This is a genomic window from Stenotrophomonas sp. ATCM1_4 (genome assembly GCF_004348115.1).
In the GTDB taxonomy this organism is placed as follows: domain Bacteria; phylum Pseudomonadota; class Gammaproteobacteria; order Xanthomonadales; family Xanthomonadaceae; genus Stenotrophomonas; species Stenotrophomonas capsici.
Genome location: NZ_QPFB01000001.1, coordinates 473,978 through 489,721 on the forward strand (window position 1 = coordinate 473,978; position 15,744 = coordinate 489,721).

The following is a 15,744-nucleotide window of genomic DNA, read 5'->3' on the forward strand; positions in this document are numbered from 1 at the left end:
CTAGTGCGTCTACCAATTCCGCCACCTGGGCATTTCAGGCCGGCGATTTTGGCCGGGGTGACAGGCTTTGTCAACGTTTTTTCACATCCGCCGCGCTTGACGGCGTACGCACTGTATCCACGGCGCAGCAGGTACCATGTAGGGCGATGAAAAACAAAAAGACCACTGGGGCCGGCAAGGCCCACAAGTCCGCCTCCGGCAGCACGCCGGGCAAGGCGCCGGGCAAGGCCCGCAAATCCACCAAGCTGCCGGCCTGGATGCCGGACAGCATGACCGCCCCGGCCAAGCCCGGCCGCGGCAAGAAGACGCCGGACAACGCCTCGCCACAGAGTTTCGTGCGCGGCCGCCGCAAGGCAGGCCCGGCCCCGGCCTTCGATGACCCCTACGCCGCACGCGAGGCCGAGCGCTACGCCCAGCCCATCGCCAGCCGCGAGGCGATCCTGCAGTTGCTGGAGCGCTGCGAGGGGCCGCAGAACGCCGAGGAGATCGGCGCGCAGCTGGGCCTGACCGAACCGGACCGCGCCGATGCGTTGGCCAAGCGCCTCGGGGCGATGGTGCGCGATGGGCAGCTGGTGCAGAACCGCCGTGGCGGCTTCGCCCCGGTGCTGGCATTGAGCCTGATCCCCGGCGTGGTGATCGCCAACCCGGAGGGCTTCGGCTTCCTGCGCCCGGACGAGGGCGGCGACGACCTGTTCCTGTCGCCGTATGAAATGCGCAAGGTCATGCACGGTGACCGTGCGCTGGCCAACGTCACCGGCATCGACCGCCGTGGTCGCCGCGAAGGCGCCATCGCGCGCGTGCTGGAGCGCGGCGTCAACCGCCTGATCGGCCATTTCAGCGTCGAGGCCGGCATCAGCTATGTGGTGCCGGACGACAAGCGCATCCAGCGCAATATCCAGATCCCGGCCGATGCCGCCGGCGGGGCCAAGGATGGGCAGCTGGTGGTATGCGAGCTGACCCACGCCCCGGATTCGCGGCGCCCGCCGATCGGCAGGATCATCGCGGTGCTGGGTGACAAGCTGACCCCGTCGCTGGTGGTGGAAACCGCCATCCACGGCCACGAGCTGCCGTACGAGTTCCCGCCGGAAGTGCTGGACGAAGCCACCGCCATCCCGATGACGGTCGAGCCGTCGATGATCGGCACGCGCGTGGACCTGCGTTCGATGCCGCTGGTGACCATCGATGGCGAGGATGCCAAGGATTTCGACGACGCGGTGTACTGCGAACCGAACCGCGATGGCTTCCGCCTGGTGGTGGCCATTGCCGACGTGTCCAACTACGTGCGTCCCGGAACGCCGCTGGACGATGAAGCACAGAAGCGCGCCACCTCGGTGTACTTCCCCGGCTTCGTCGTGCCGATGCTGCCGGAGACCCTGTCCAACGGCATCTGCTCGTTGCGGCCGAAGGAAGACCGCATGTGCTTCGTCTGCGACATGCAGGTGGGCCGCGACGGACAGGTGACCGGCTCGAAGTTCTACGAAGCGGTGATGAACTCGCATGCACGCCTGACCTACACCCAGGTGTGGGCCGCGGTGGGCGAGGACGATGCCGACGCCAAGGCCTTCATCGGCCCGCTGTTGCCGCAGATCGAGAGCCTGCACCAGCTGTACCGCATCCTGGCCAAGGCGCGCGAGCGTCGTGGCGCGATCGAGTTCGAATCCTCCGAAGTGCGCTTCGTGCTGGACAACCGCGGTGAAGTCACCCAGGCCGGCATGATGGTGCGCAACGACGCGCACAAGCTGATCGAGGAGTGCATGATCGCGGCCAACGTGGAGGCCGCGCGCTACCTGCTGTCCACGCACATCCCGGCCCCGTTCCGCGTGCACGAGCGGCCGCCGGAGTCCAAGTTCGCCGACCTGCTGGAATTCCTGAAGGAGTTCAAGCTCAGCCTGCCGGCCTGGAGCAAGGTGCAGCCGGGCGACTACACCAAGCTGCTGAAGAAGGTGCGCGAGCGCCCAGACGCGGCGCTGCTGGAATCGGTGCTGCTGCGCAGCCAGTCGCTGGCGGTGTATTCGCCGGACAACAACGGCCACTTCGGCCTGGCGCTGGAGGCGTACGCGCACTTCACCTCGCCGATCCGCCGTTACCCCGACCTGCTGGTGCACCGCGCGATCAAGTACGCGCTGACCGGCGCGCCGCGCGAGAAGTACACCTACACCCCGCGCGAGATGGCAGCCCTGGCGCTGCAGTGCTCCGAACGCGAGCGCCGTGCCGACGAGGCCGAGCGCGAGGTCGACGAGCGTTTCCGCGCGGCGTGGATGGAAAAGCACGTCGGTGGCCAGTTCGATGGCGTGATCAGCGGCGTGACCAGCTTCGGCCTGTTCGTGGAGCTGGACGAGTCCAAGGTCAACGGCCTGGTCCACGTGACCCAGTTGCCGCACGACTATTACCAGTTCGACCCGATCCGCAAGACGCTCAGTGGCGACCGCCGCGGCAACGCGTTCCGGCTGGGCGACCGGGTCCGGATCCTGGTGCTCAAGGCCAGCATGGAGGAGCGCAAGATCGACTTCCGCCTGGTCGAGAAGCTGGACGGGGAGGCCATGGACAGCGGCCTGCCGCCGCTGCCCGAGCGCGGCAAGCCGGCCAAGCGGACCAAGCAGAAGTACTGAGGACCGGGGTGCCGCCGCTGCGTGGCGGCGCCCGGGCAGTCCCCGCAGGCCGGTGGCAGCTGCGGGCCGGCCCGATTGGGCCTACCATTGCCACCCCCCGAATTTCCCCATGTGACGCCCATGAGCAAGCAGAACCAATGGATCGTCGGCGTCAATGCCGTGGCTTCTTCGATTGAAAAGGACCCGGAGAACGTCCGCGAGGTCCTGATCGAGGCCGGTGCCAAGAACCCGCGCCTGGTCGAGATCGAGGAAGAAGCCCTGCGCAAGGGCATCGACGTGCGCAAGGTCAACGCCCAGGCGCTGGGCGGCGTGGCCGGCCAGGTGCGCCACCAGGGCGTGGCCGCGCGGTACGCCGCGCCCAAGCTGTGGGCCGAGAACGAACTGGAAGGCCTGATCGAGGCCGCCGGGGGCAAGGCGCTGGTGCTGGTGCTTGATGAGGTACAGGACCCGCACAACCTCGGCGCCTGCCTGCGCAGCGCGGCCGCCGCCGGCGTCACCGCCGTGGTGATCCCCAAGGACAAGAGCGCGCCGGTCAATGCCACGGTGCGCAAGGTCAGTGCCGGCGCCGCTGACCGCATCCCGGTGGTCGCGGTGACCAACCTGGTCCGTTGCATCAAGGACATGCAGAAGCTGGGCGTGTGGGTGTACGGCCTGGCCGGTGAGGTGGACACCACCCTCCACCAGCTGGACCTGCGCGGCAACGTGGCGCTGGTGATGGGCGGCGAAGCCGATGGCCTGCGTCGCCTCACCCGCGAAACCTGCGACCAGCTGGTGCGCATCCCGATGCCGGGCGACATCGAGAGCCTCAATGTCTCCGTCGCCACCGGCGTGGCGCTGTTCGAAGCTGTCCGCCAACGACTGTAAAGAGGAAACCACATGCTCCCTGCGCCGTATCGTCTCTCCCTTCGACTGACTGCGGCGCTGCTGGGGCTGTGCGCCCTGGTGGCTTCCGCACAGGAAGCCCCGCGCGCCCGCGCCCGTGACCTGGGCGTGGCCCCGGGCATCTTCGCGCCGGGCCACTACAACGCGATCACCGACGTGGCCGGCGTGCGCGTGGGCCAGGTGACGCTGGCCGAGGGCGACAGCGTGCGCACCGGCGTCACCGCGATCCTGCCGCACCCGGGCAATGCCTATCGCTCGCGGGTGCCGGCGGCGGTGCACGTGGGCAATGGCTTCGGCAAGTTCGTCGGCAGCACCCAGGTCAATGAACTGGGCGAGCTGGAAACCCCGATCCTGCTGACCTGCACGTTGTGCGTGTGGAAGGCAGCCGATGCGATGGCCGAGTGGATGCTGGCCCAGCCGGACATGCAGCAGGTGCGCTCACTGAATGTGGTGGTCGGCGAAACCAACGACGGCGGACTCAATGACATCCGCGCCAGGCCGATCACCGCCGGGGCAGTGCGGAATGCACTGGAAAGCGCCAAGAGCGGGCCGGTACAGGAAGGCAGCATCGGCGCCGGCACCGGCACGGTGGCGTTCGGTTGGAAGGGCGGGATCGGAACCTCTTCGCGCAAGCTGCCCGACAGCCTCGGCGGCTGGACGGTCGGCGTGCTGGTGCAGGCCAACTTCGGCGGCGTGCTGCAGGTGGAAGGCGCGCCGGTCGGCCGCGCGCTGGACCGCTATGCATTCCAGAACGCGGTAGCGATGCAGGACAACACGCGCGGCCTGGCCGATGACCGGGGCGACGGCTCGGTGATCATCGTGATCGCCACCGACGCCCCGTTGTCGGACCGCAACCTGAAGCGGTTGGCCTCGCGCGGGATGATGGGACTGGGGCGCACCGGCAGCTCGGCCTCCAACGGCAGCGGCGATTACGTGCTGGCGTTCTCCACCGCCGAGTCGGTGCGACGGGCTTTCGATGCGCCCCGCCTGCTGCAGACCACGGAGCTGGCCAACGAGCCGATGAGCGCGGTGTTCCAGGCCAGCGTCGATGCGGTGGAAGAGGCGGTCTACAACGCCCTGTTCATGGCGACCACCACCAGTGGCAACGGCAAGACGGTGGAGGCGATTCCCTTGGACAAGGTGCGCGATGTGCTGCGTGCGCATGGGATTGCGCCCGCGTCGTAAAAGCGGCCCTCACCCCAACCCCTCTCCCGCCGGGCGGGAGAGGGGCTTGGATTGCAGGCTGTGCGGGAGCTGCCGGATGGCGTGATGACTCCCTTCTCCCGCTTGCGGGAGAAGGCTTGGATTGCGAGCGGTGCGGGGGCTGCCGGATGGCGTGATCGCTCCCATCTCCCGCCTGCGGGAGAAGGTGGTGCGGAGCACCGGATGAGGGTGCTGTTGCTTTTGCGTGCCGCGATGCGTGCCCTCACCCCAACCCCTCTCCCGCGGGGCGAGGGGCTTCCATCACGGGGTCCCACCCCCCAACGCCTTGTACAGGGTCACGTCGTTGACCAGCTGGCTGCGCTTGACCTGCGCCAGCGACAACTCGGAACTGCGACGGGTCTGCTCGGCTTCCAGCCAGGTGCGCAGGTCGGTCGCGCCGGCGCGGTAGCGCACTTCATACAGCCGCGCGATCTCCACGGCTTCCTCGTACGAGGCCTGCGCGGCGGCGAGCTGCTCGGCCAGGCGCGTGCGCGCGGACAGGGCGTTGTCCACTTCCGACAGTGCGGTGTACAGCGTCCGGCGGAAATCATTGGCGGCGATTTGGTAGGAGAGGTCGGCCGAATCGATGTCCAGCTGCATCTGCCGGAACTTCAGGAACGGCAAACTCAGGCCCGCGCCCAGCGTTGCCACCGGATGGGTCAGTACCTCACCCAGTGAGGGGCTGGAGCTGCCGATGCTGCCGCTCAGGCTCAGGCTCGGGTAGTAGCTGGTGGCGGTGACCTCGATGCTGGCCAGCGACTGGCGCAGGCGCAGCTCGGCCGCGCGCAGGTCCGGGCGACGTGCCAGCAGTTCGGTCGGCAGCCCTTCTGCCAGCGCCGGGCTCCGCGCCACGTCCAGGTTCTGCGGTTCATCGGCCAGCGGCCAAGGCTGGCCGTCGAGCAGCACCGTCAGTGCGTTGCGGGTTTCCACCCGCTGCTGTTCCAGCTGGGCCTGCGCGGCGCGTTGGCTCTCGATGTTCTGTTGCGCCTGGCGCACCTCCAGCCGCGAGACCGCGCCGGCCTTGAACTGGCTTTGCACCAGCGCGGCGGTACGCTCCAACCGATCGAGGTTGGCCTGGCCGGTGGCGATGGCCTGGTTGAGGTAGCCCAGCTGCCAGTACAGCTCGCAGCTCTGGCCGACCAGGCTCAAGGCCGTGCTCTGCAGGTCCTGCGCGGTGGCCTGCGCTTCCCAGCGGGCGATGTCGCGCTGGCCGCGAAGCTTGCCCCACAGGTCCAGCTCCCAGCCCAGCGACACGCTGGCGCCGTGGTTGCGGGACCAGTCGTCGCCGCGGTCGGTGCTGCGGCTGGCACTGGCACTGACCGAACCCGATGCCTGCGGCCACAGGTCGGCACCGGCCAGGCCGGCCTGCGCGCGTGCGCGCTCGAGCTTCAGTCCGGCCGAGGCCATGTCGGTGTTGCTGTCGAGCACGCGTGCGATCAGCTGGTCCAGGCGTGGGTCGGCGAACCCTTGCCACCAGGCGTCGGCGCGGATGTCGGCGGGCGGTGCGGTGACCTCGCGCTGGATGTCCTGCACCGGTGCGTTGGCGGCGGCATCGCCGCGGCCGTACTGCGCCGGTACCGGCAGATGGGCGGCGGGATCGGCGCTGGGCGTGGTGGCACAGGCGGCCAGCACCGTGGTCAATGCGGCGGAAAGCAGCAGGGGACGATAGGCAGTCATGGTCATCTTCATTCGCGGGCCAATGCCTCCACCGGGTCCAACTGGGCGGCATTGCGGGCCGGCAGGAAGCCGAACGCCACGCCGATCAGGGTCGAGCAGGCGAAGGCGGCGACGATCGAGCCGGTGGAGAACAGCAGGGTGAAGCTGGCGCCGAAGGTGCGGAACGCCCAGCCGATGGCCAGCGCCAGCACGATGCCGAGGATGCCGCCGAGCAGGCACACCAGCACCGCCTCGATCAGGAACTGTTGGCGGATGTCACTCTGGCGCGCCCCCACGGCCATGCGCACGCCGATCTCGCGGGTACGCTCGGTCACCGACACCAGCATGATGTTCATCACGCCGATGCCGCCCACCACCAGTGCAATGGCGGCGATGGCGCCGATCAGCAGCGTCATGGTCCGGGTCGTGGACGCGATGGTCTCGCGGATCTCGGCGGTGTTGCTGAGGAAGAAGTCCTCGGTGCCGTGGCGCAGGGTCAACAGCCGGGTGATGGCCGATTGCGCCGCATCCATCGGGGTGTCGTCCTTGACCCGCAGCGTGATGCTGCTCAGGTAGCTTTGCCCGAGCATGCGCGCCATTACCGTGGTGTAGGGCACCCACACGCTCAGGTTGGTGCTGCCGCCGAAGCCCATCGACTGGCGCTTGGCGATGCCGATCACGCGTGCCGGCACGTTGCCCAGCAACACCACCTTGCCCAGCGGGTCGTCGCTGCCGAACAGCTGGGTGCGGGTGTTCTCGTCGATCACCACCACCTGCGCCAGGCCCTTGACCTCGCTTTCATCGAAGTAGCGCCCGGACACCAGCGTCATGCCCTTGACCCGGAAGTACTGCTCGCCGATGCCGCTGACCTGCGCCGAGGCCGCCTTGTTGCCGACGCGGGCGGTCACCGAGCTGGAGACGCTGGGCGTGGCGCTGTCGATGTAGCTCTGCTGGGCCAGGACGTCGGCGTCGCTGGACTTGAGGGTCTGCACCCGCGCCGAGCGCATGTCGCCGAAGCCCTTGCCGGGGTAGACGTCGATGGTATTGGTGCCCAGCGCCGAGATGTTCTTCAGGATCTCCTGCTGCGAGCCATTGCCCATCGCCACCACCGAAACCACCGAGGCGATGCCGATGATGATGCCCAGCATGGTCAGGAAGGTGCGCAGGCGGTGCGCGTTCATGGCCAGCAAGGCCATGCGGAAGGCCTCCAGGAAGCGGTCGCGCGCGGCCTGGAAGGCGCTGCCGCCGGTCTTCACCGGTGTGGCGCGCTGCTGGGCCGGGAACCGTGGCGCGGCGTCGTTGCGGCGGTCGTCGATGATCACGCCATCGCGGATCTCGATGATGCGCTGGGCGTGCTCGGCCACGTGCATGTCGTGGGTGACGATGATGATGGTGTGGCCCTCGGCATGCAGCTCGCCGAGGATCTTCATCACCTCCTCGCCGGAAGCGCTGTCCAGCGCACCGGTGGGCTCGTCGGCCAGGATCACCTCGCCGCCGTTCATCAGTGCACGCGCGATCGACACGCGTTGCTGCTGGCCACCGGACAACTGGCCCGGCGTGTGGCCCATGCGGTCGGACAGGCCCAGCCGTGCCAGCAGTGCCTCGGCGCGACTGCGACGGGCCTGCGCCGGCGTACCGGCGTAGATGGCGGGCACCTCGACGTTGCCGCGTGCGTCCAGGTCGCCGAGCAGGTGGTAGCGCTGGAAGATGAAACCGAAGTGCTCGCGGCGCAGCTGCGCCAGTTCGTCCGGTTGCATGCGCCCGGTCTCGCGCCCGGCGACCCTGTACGAGCCCACGGTGGGACGGTCCAGGCAGCCGAGGATGTTCATCAGCGTGGACTTGCCCGAGCCGGACTGGCCGACGATGGCGACCATCTCGCCGGCATGGATGTCCAGGTTGACGTCCTTGAGCACGGCGATGGTTTCCTCGCCGGCCGGGAACTCGCGACGCAGCTCGCGCAGCTGCAGCAACGGCTGGCTCATCGACGCGGCCCGCCCATCATCGGGCTCATCGGTCCCCGGGTATTGCCACGTGCGCTGGCCTTCTCGGCATCGGTGACTTCGCCCACCACCACCTGCTCGCCTTCTTCCAGCCCTTCGAGCACCTGCACGCTGGAGCCGTTGTTCAGGCCGACCTTGATGCGGCGTGGCGCCGGCTGGCCGTCCTTGCCAAGCACCCGCACGATGTAGCTGTTGCTGTTGGCCAGTGCGGCGGCATCCGGCCGCGCCCGTGCCTGGCGTTGCTGGCGCTGGGCCTCGCCGAGGCTGCGCGGCTCGCGCTGCGCGCCCGTGCCTGCCGGGCCGCCTTCGGGCACCTTGGGGCCGAGTGCGACGGTGGGGATCAGCAGCGCATCGCTGGCCTGCGCCAGCAGTACTGAAACCTGCGCGGTCATGTCGATGCGCAGCGTGCCGTCCGGGTTCTCCACGTCGAACAACGCGTTGTAGTACACCGCCGTGCTGGAACTGGAGGAGGACGAACTGCTGGAGGTGGTGCTGTCGGTACTGATCGAGGCCGGGGCCGGATTGACCGTGCGCAGCCTGGCCTCGTACTTGTGGTCGGGCTTGCCGAGGATGGTGAAGTACACCGGCATGTCCGGCTTGACCTTGACCACGTCGGCCTCGGAGATCTCGGCATTGACCGTGACCAGGTCCAGGCGGGCCAGCTTGACGATGGTCGGCGCGGACTGGTTGGCGTTGACGGTGCGGCCTTCCTCGGCGACCACCGCCACCACGGTGCCGTCGATCGGCGCGGTGATGCGGGTATAGCCCAGGTTGGCCTGGGCGGTGCTCAGTTCGGTTTCGCGTTGCATGATCTGCGCGTCCAGCGCACGGATCTGCGCACGGGTGCTGGCGAGGTTGGCCTCGGCGGCCTCGTAGTCGGCGCGCGAAGTGGCCTCGGCGGCCAGCATTTCCTTCTGGCGGGCGAAGGCCAGCTCCGATTCCTTCAGCGAGGCGGTCTGCACCGCGCGCTGGGCGCGGATGTTCTCCAGCGCGGCCTGTGCGTTCTTCAGGCTGTTCTGCTGGGTGACCGAGTCGATCTCGGCGATCAGGTCGCCCTGCTTGACCACGTCACCCAGCTGCACCTTCAGCGACTTGATCTGGCCGGACACCTGCGCACCGACGCTGACCAGCTTGTAGGCATCGATCACGCCGGTGGCATCGACCGTCTGCTCCAGGTCGCCGCGGGTGACGGGCGAGGTGGCCAGTGACGGCGCGGCGGGCTTGCGCAGCGCCCAGGCGGCGGCCGCGCCGGCCAGGACGATGATGGCGGCGGCAAGCAGCAGGCGGTTGCGGCGGGAAGAGGGCAGCAGCTTCACGATGATCGGACACTCATGGCGGGCCGCAGGGCGCGGCGACAGTGCCAGTGTCGCCAGCGGAAGATGCCGCCTCAATGCACGGGTTGTATCGTTCTGTGTCCGGTCCGGCACGCTGTGTAACGGTGTGTATCGGCTGCGGTGATCGATACATGCCGATACAGGCGCGCCCGCGCACGTTGATCCGCTAGCATGGATCATGGCGCCATGACGGAAGTACAGACCATGCACCGCCTCCTGGTGGTAGACGACGACAGCGACATCCGCAGCCTGCTGGCCGAACAGCTGGGACGGGCCGGTTACACCGTGAGCACGGCCGGCGATGGCGGCCAGATGCGCCAGGTGCTGGCGCGCGAGCACATCGACCTGATCGTGCTCGACCTGAACCTGCCGCGCGAGGACGGGCTGGCGTTGTGCCGCGAGATCCGCGCGCGTTCGGCCACGCCGGTGATCATGCTGACCGCGCGCAGCGAGCCGATCGACCGCGTGCTGGGCCTGGAGATGGGGGCCGACGATTACCTGGCCAAACCGTTCGAGCCGCGTGAGCTGCTGGCGCGCATCCGCAACGTGCTGCGGCGGACCGAGGCGCTGCCGGCCAACCTGGAGCCGCTGGCGATGCGCCGGGCGGGCTTTTCCGGCTGGGTGTTCGACCTGGAGCATCGCCACCTGGTCGACCCGGCCGGGCGCGTGGTGATGCTGTCCGGCGCCGAATTCCGGTTGCTGCGGGTGTTCGTCGCGCATGCCAACAAGGTGCTCTCGCGCGAGCAGCTGGTGGCCTTGAGCACCGGCCGCAACTACGAGTCGCAGGACCGCGCGATCGACCTGCAGGTCAGTCGCCTGCGCCAGAAGCTGGGCGATGCCGGCGGCAGCGATGGCCTGGTCAAGACGGTGCGCAACGAGGGTTACGTGTTCGCCAGCGCGGTGACGCTGGAATGAAGCGCCTGCGCCGGTTCCTGTCCTCGATGACGGGACGCCTGTTCGTGATCCTGCTGGTCGGCATGATGGTCGCGGCGATCGGCGCCACGCTGCTGGCCGAGTCCCGCCGCCAGCAGGAGTTCGAACGGCAGAACCTGGCGCGCATCGCCGACCGCCTGCAGGGCTTCGTCAACCTGCTCGATGGCAACCCGGAGCTGCGCGCCCGCCTGCTGGCGGTGGGCGGGCCGAGCGTGCGGGTGGTCAAGGACACGTTCCGTACCGGCGCGCCGGACACGGCGCTGATGGAGACCCTGGCGCAGCGCGGTGGCGTGGTGGCCGGTGCGCAGGTGCGGGCCACCAGCTTCCGCGCCTGCATGGTGCCGCTGCCGCAGTTCATGCGTCCACCGGCCCCGCCGCCGGGGCGCCGGGAAGGCGAGCGCCGTCGCCATGTGCATGACCCGGCGTTCACGCCGCCGCGCTGCCGCCTGGTCGAACTGAAGCTGAGCGACGGCACCCCGGTGCGGCTGGCGCTGGAATACCCGGCCATCGCGCGCAGCCCCGCGGCGGCGTTCGATCCGTGGTTCCTGTCGTTGCTGGGGCTGGCCATCGCGGTGCTGGCCTACGTGGTCGCGCGCATGGCCAGTACCCCGCTGGAACGCTTGGCCGCGCACGCCGCCGGACTGGGGCAGGACCTGCAACGCGATCCGTTGCCGGTGAGCGGGCCACTGGAAGTGCGGCGTGCCGCCGAAGCCTTCAATGCCATGCAGAAGCGGTTGCAGCGCCACCTCGGCGAACGCACGCAGATGCTGGCGGCGATCACGCACGACCTGCAGACACCGGTGACCCGGTTGCGGTTGCGCCTGGAGAACGTCGCCGACGAACAACTGCGTGAGCGCCTGATCGGTGACCTGGCCGCGATGCAGGCGCTGATCCGCGAGGGCCTGGAGCTGGCACGCAGCGCCGAAAGCGCCGAGCAGCGTGCCGCGCTGGACCTGGATTCGTTGCTGGAGAGCGTGGTCGAGGATGCCGCCGAGGCTGGGCATGACGCCACGCTGGAGCAGAACTGCGGTGCCGTGCTGATGCTGCGCCCGCTGGCCATGCGCCGGCTGTTCTCCAACCTGGTCGACAACGCGGTCAAGTACGGGCGTGGCGTGCAGGTGCATGCGAGCCGGCAGGGCGATGCGGTGCAGGTGGTGATCCGTGACCATGGGCCCGGCCTGGCCAGCGACGAGCTGGAGGCGGTGTTCACGCCATTCCTGCGCCTGGAGACCTCGCGTTCGCGCGAGACCGGCGGTGCCGGGCTGGGCCTGACCATCGCCCGCGCGCTGGCCGAGAAGGACGGTGCCACGCTGGTGCTGCGCAACCACCCTGACGGCGGCCTGGAGGCGGTGGTGCGGTGGGAGCAGCCGCAGTGGGAGACTGGTCAGCGCGGTTGAGCGGGGAGGGCATCCGCAGCGCCGGGCTGTGAAGGAGGTCGCCTGGCGGGGCCGGTGTCTTTGCTAGTATCGCCGCACTATCCGGGGATGCAGATCGATGGCAAGGGATACGGTTCTGGCAGGTACGCCGGGGGCGGTTGACAGGTGTGGCAAGCGCACGCGCAGACAGCGCCGGAAGGCCGTGTTGGCGGCGTCGGCCTTGCTGGCGTTGCCGCTGTTGGCGCAGGCGGCTGGCGCGCCGCCGGCACCGCCGTTGGCGGTGGCCACGGTACCGGTGCTGGCCGGCGTCGGCGCGCTGCTGATGGCGGCACTGCTGTGGTGCGGTTACCGGCTTGGCCAGCAGCGCATGCAACTGGCCAGGTTGATGCAGGATGCCGAACGGCAGGCCCGCGACGGGCGCCAGGCCGCCGAGCGGCTGGCTGCGGCCGAGCAGGCCGTGGCTGAGCTGGAGCTGCAGATGCAGCAGCAGGCCGAGTCGTTCGCGCGGCTGGCGCACGAGGACGACCTCAGCGGCCTGCCCAACCGGCGTGCCTTCGATGATGCGCTGTCGCGGCAGATGGCCGCCTCGCGCCGCAGCGAACGACCGTTGTGCCTGGTGGTGCTGAGCATCGACCACCTCAAGCAGATCAACGCGGCCTGGTCGCGTGCCGTCGGTGACCTGGTGCTGTGCGAGGTGGGCGAACTGCTGCGGCGCAGCCTGCGTGCCTCGGACATGCCGGCGCGGCTGGGCAACAAGGAGTTCGCGATCCTGCTGGGCGACACCACCCTGGCCGATGCCGAGATGGTCTGCCAGCGCCTGCAGCGCCTGTTTGGCCAGTACGGCGAATGGGGTGGCCGCGGTGAAGGCGAGATTGCCGTGACCTTCAGTGCCGGTGCGGTGCAGATGGGCGATGCCGACCAGGCCCCGGTGCTGTTCTACCAGCGTGCCAAGAACGCCTTGGCGCAGGCCAAGCAGGACGGGCGCGCGCGTACCTGCGCGGTCTGAGCCACGATAGCGGCGGGCCGCTCAGCGGCCCAGCGGGGTGGGCCAGGCGTTGACGATCTTGCAGAACAGCCGTGCGGTTTGTTCGGTGTCGTAGACCGCGCTGTGCGCCTCGTTGGCATCCCATTCGAAGCCGGCTGCCTGCACCGCGCGGGCCAGCACGGTCTGGCCGTAGGCCATGCCGGCCAGGGTCACCGTGTCGAACACGCTGAAGGGATGGAACGGATTGCGCTTGTGGCCGCTGCGGGCCACGGTGGCGTTGATGAATCCCAGGTCGAAATGGGCGTTGTGACCGACCAGGATCGCGCGCTGGCAGTTGTACTTCTTCATGGCAGCGCGCACCGGGGCGAACACATGCTCCAGCGCGTCGCGTTCGGGCTTGGCCAGGCGGAACGGGTGATCCAGCACGATGCCGGTGATTTCCAGTGACTTGGGGTCGATTTCGGTGCCTTCGGCCGGGATGACGTGGGCGCTGGCAGTCTGCCCGGGATACAGCAGGCCGTTCTCATCCATCTCCACCGGCACCGCGGCGATCTCCAGCAGTGCATGCCGGTTGCAGTCAAAGCCACCGGTCTCCACGTCCACGACCACCGGCAGGAAGCCACGGAAGCGTTGCGCCATGGGCGTGAAAACGGGGCGCGGGACGGGCGATTCAACGTGTTCGTTCATCGCAATAGGGTAGCAGAGCGCGTAAGAACGGCCGGTGATAGGCGGGTTTCGCGCCTGCAGGCGCGCCTACCGGGCGGTGCCCAGGATGCAGGCGCGCTCGCGCAGCTGCTGCAGCATCGCGGTGCCATTGGCGAGGAAGGCGGGGTCGGCGACGACGCCGGCTTCCTCGGCCAGCGCCTGCAGATGCGCGCGGCCGCTGTGTCCGGGGAACTGCTCCAGCCGCTCCAGCAGGCGGAACAGCAGCGGCGAGACGGTGGAGAACGCCACGCTGCCATCGACGCTGCGTCGCGCCAGCAGCAGGGTCGGCTCGGCCGGGGCCTGCGTCGGTTGCCACGCTGGGCCAATGCGATGCACCGGCCATTGGTAGGCCAGGGCCCGGCACCAGGGGGAGCACAACGGCGCGGCGTCCAGCAGGTCGCCCTGCGGGTCGTGGGCGGGCAGGGCGTCGTCGCTGACCTGCAGGGCCAGTTCGATCCACTCGTAGTGGGCAAGTTCCAGCAGCCAGGGGTAGCGCGGGTCCGCTGGCCGCTGGTCGAGGAAGAGGATGAACTCCTGCGCGATCTCGGTGAACAACGGCGTGTGGGCGCGATGGTCGCGGCAGAAGGCGCGGACCAGCGACAACCACTCGGCATCGTCCAGGGTGCGGCGGATGACCGGGAAGTTGGCCGCCAGCAACGATTGCAGGTTGTTGAAATACAGCTCGCGATACACCTGCATGCGGCGCCGGGCGATGGCATCGGGCGCCGGCTGCCGTTCCGGGTCGCGCAGGTGGGCGGCGAAGCGCTGCTGCAGTTGCGCCAGGGTTTCAGCCATGCGCGTGCTCCGTCGCGGCGGCCTGCTGCAACCGGCGGATGACCTGCAGCTCGTCGAGCAGCTCGGGCAGGGGCGGGAAATTGAAATCACGCTCCAGCAGCGTCGGGCGGACCCCGTGCAGGGCATGGCTGGCCGCCAGCAACTGCCAGACATCGTGCTTGACCGGCATGCCGTGGGTGTCGATCTTCAGGTCGTCGGCTTCGTCATGGTGGCCGGCAACGTGATAGCTGGCGATACGTGCCGACGGCAGGCGGGCGAGGAAGGCGTGCGCGTCGTAGCCATGGTTGATGGCGTTGACGTAGACGTTGTTGACGTCCAGCAGCAGGTCGCAGTCGGCCTCCTCCAGCACAGCGTTGATGAAGCCGGCTTCGTCCATGTCGGCGGCCGGCACGGCGTAGTAGGAGGCGTTCTCCACCGCGATGCGGCGGCCCAGGATGTCCTGCGCCTGGCGGATGCGGGCCGCCACGTGGCGCACGGCCTCGCCGGTGAACGGCAGTGGCAGCAGCTCGTACAGGTGGCCGTCGTCGCTGCACCAGCTCAGGTGTTCGCTGTACAGCGCGACCTGATGCTGGTCGAGGAAGCGACGGGTGCGCTGCAGGAATGCCACGTCCAGCGGGCTTGGGCCGCCGAGCGACAGGGACAGCCCATGGCAGGTCAGGGGGTGACGCCGCGACAGCTCGGCCAGTGCCTCGCCCAGCCGGCCGCCGACGCCCACCCAGTTGTCCGGGGCGCATTCGAGGAAATCGAACGCGCCTGCCGGCGCGGCGGCCAGTGCATCCAGCAGTGACCGCCGCAGGCCCAGTCCTGCGCTGGCCGCTGCCGGCGCGCGCAGGTTGCCGGGGAGGCGGTCAGTGGTTGCCGCCACACTTGCCCTCGCCACACTTGCCTTCGGCGTGGGTCTTGGCGCTGTCGGCGGCCTTGTCGTCACCGGCCTTGGCCGGTGCGGGGGCAGCGGCCGGTGCCGGGGCAGCGGCCGGTGCCGGGGCGGCGGTCGCTGCGGCGCCGGCGTGGCTGCCGCCACACTTGCCTTCGCCGCACTTGCCCTCGGCATGCTTGGCCGGTGCGTCGGTGGTGCCGGTCGGCGGCGGCGTGGCCGGCTTCTGTTCGGCCGGCGGCGTCTGGCCGGTGGCGGCCAGTGCGTAGCCCTGGGCCAGGTCGGTCATGGCGAAGGCCGGGGCGGCACTGCCCCCGAGCAACGCGACACCCAGGGCGAGGGAAGCAGGCTTGCGGAGATCGATGGCCATGCGGTGGTGCTCCAGTGTCAGA

At 69.2% G+C, this 15,744-nt stretch carries 13 protein-coding genes; 6 read left to right on the forward strand and 7 right to left on the reverse strand.

Annotated features, from left to right (window positions below; translation table 11 throughout):
* The first annotated feature begins 146 nt into the window (after window positions 1-146).
* From rnr to ATCM_RS02190, 3 genes are all read left to right on the forward strand, one after another.
* Window positions 147-2,609 carry a ribonuclease R gene (gene rnr, locus ATCM_RS02180; protein WP_132862626.1) on the forward strand — a complete coding sequence of 821 codons (2,463 nt, stop codon included), beginning with the start codon at window positions 147-149 and terminating at the stop codon, window positions 2,607-2,609.
* Between the two features lie 120 nt (window positions 2,610-2,729).
* Window positions 2,730-3,473, forward strand: a complete 744-nt coding sequence (rlmB, locus tag ATCM_RS02185; RefSeq protein ID WP_132862627.1) for a 23S rRNA (guanosine(2251)-2'-O)-methyltransferase RlmB — start codon at window positions 2,730-2,732, stop codon at window positions 3,471-3,473.
* A gap of 12 nt (window positions 3,474-3,485) precedes the next feature.
* Complete coding sequence (locus ATCM_RS02190) at window positions 3,486-4,676, forward strand: P1 family peptidase (protein ID WP_132862628.1); 1,191 nt, start codon at window positions 3,486-3,488, stop codon at window positions 4,674-4,676.
* Window positions 4,677-4,955: 279 nt separating this feature from the next.
* Here the strand turns inward: ATCM_RS02190 and ATCM_RS02195 are convergent, their stop codons facing one another.
* From ATCM_RS02195 to ATCM_RS02205, 3 genes are read right to left on the reverse strand one after another with little or no spacing between them, the layout of a single operon-like run.
* Window positions 4,956-6,371 (reverse strand): efflux transporter outer membrane subunit, encoded by a 1,416-nt coding sequence (locus ATCM_RS02195; protein WP_132862629.1) that lies wholly within the window; start codon window positions 6,369-6,371, stop codon window positions 4,956-4,958.
* Between the two features lie 8 nt (window positions 6,372-6,379).
* A complete protein-coding gene (locus ATCM_RS02200; protein WP_132862630.1) occupies window positions 6,380-8,332 on the reverse strand; it encodes a MacB family efflux pump subunit in 1,953 nt (650 codons plus the stop codon).
* Entirely contained in the window at window positions 8,329-9,672 is a 1,344-nt protein-coding gene (locus ATCM_RS02205) for an efflux RND transporter periplasmic adaptor subunit (RefSeq protein ID WP_132866041.1), read from the reverse strand. Before ATCM_RS02205 ends, ATCM_RS02200 begins: the two co-directional genes overlap by 4 nt.
* A 216-nt stretch (window positions 9,673-9,888) precedes the next feature.
* On the opposite strand from ATCM_RS02205, the gene ATCM_RS02210 reads away from it, so the two are divergent.
* The 3 genes from ATCM_RS02210 to ATCM_RS02220 all read left to right on the forward strand — a co-directional run bounded on the left by ATCM_RS02210 (window position 9,889) and on the right by ATCM_RS02220 (window position 12,999).
* Window positions 9,889-10,599, forward strand: a complete 711-nt coding sequence (locus ATCM_RS02210) for a response regulator transcription factor (RefSeq protein ID WP_132866042.1) — start codon at window positions 9,889-9,891, stop codon at window positions 10,597-10,599.
* Window positions 10,596-12,014, forward strand: coding sequence for an ATP-binding protein (locus tag ATCM_RS02215; RefSeq protein ID WP_132862631.1), 1,419 nt, complete (start codon window positions 10,596-10,598; stop codon window positions 12,012-12,014). The genes ATCM_RS02210 and ATCM_RS02215 overlap by 4 nt, the downstream gene beginning before the upstream one ends.
* Before the next feature lie 184 nt (window positions 12,015-12,198).
* A complete protein-coding gene (locus ATCM_RS02220) occupies window positions 12,199-12,999 on the forward strand; it encodes a GGDEF domain-containing protein (RefSeq protein ID WP_132862632.1) in 801 nt (266 codons plus the stop codon).
* Between the two features lie 21 nt (window positions 13,000-13,020).
* On the opposite strand, the gene rnt is transcribed toward ATCM_RS02220, so the two are convergent.
* The 4 genes from rnt to ATCM_RS19300 all read right to left on the reverse strand — a co-directional run bounded on the left by rnt (window position 13,021) and on the right by ATCM_RS19300 (window position 15,722).
* Window positions 13,021-13,665 (reverse strand): ribonuclease T, encoded by a 645-nt coding sequence (gene rnt / locus ATCM_RS02225; RefSeq protein WP_132862633.1) that lies wholly within the window; start codon window positions 13,663-13,665, stop codon window positions 13,021-13,023.
* Between the two features lie 66 nt (window positions 13,666-13,731).
* Window positions 13,732-14,478: a putative DNA-binding domain-containing protein gene (locus tag ATCM_RS02230; protein WP_132862634.1), complete on the reverse strand. Its 747-nt coding sequence runs from the start codon at window positions 14,476-14,478 to the stop codon at window positions 13,732-13,734.
* Complete coding sequence (locus ATCM_RS02235; RefSeq protein WP_243693938.1) at window positions 14,471-15,343, reverse strand: DUF692 domain-containing protein; 873 nt, start codon at window positions 15,341-15,343, stop codon at window positions 14,471-14,473. Before ATCM_RS02235 ends, ATCM_RS02230 begins: the two co-directional genes overlap by 8 nt.
* Window positions 15,327-15,722, reverse strand: coding sequence for a hypothetical protein (locus ATCM_RS19300; RefSeq protein WP_243693939.1), 396 nt, complete (start codon window positions 15,720-15,722; stop codon window positions 15,327-15,329). The genes ATCM_RS02235 and ATCM_RS19300 overlap by 17 nt, the downstream gene beginning before the upstream one ends.
* Window positions 15,723-15,744 lie beyond the last annotated feature (22 nt).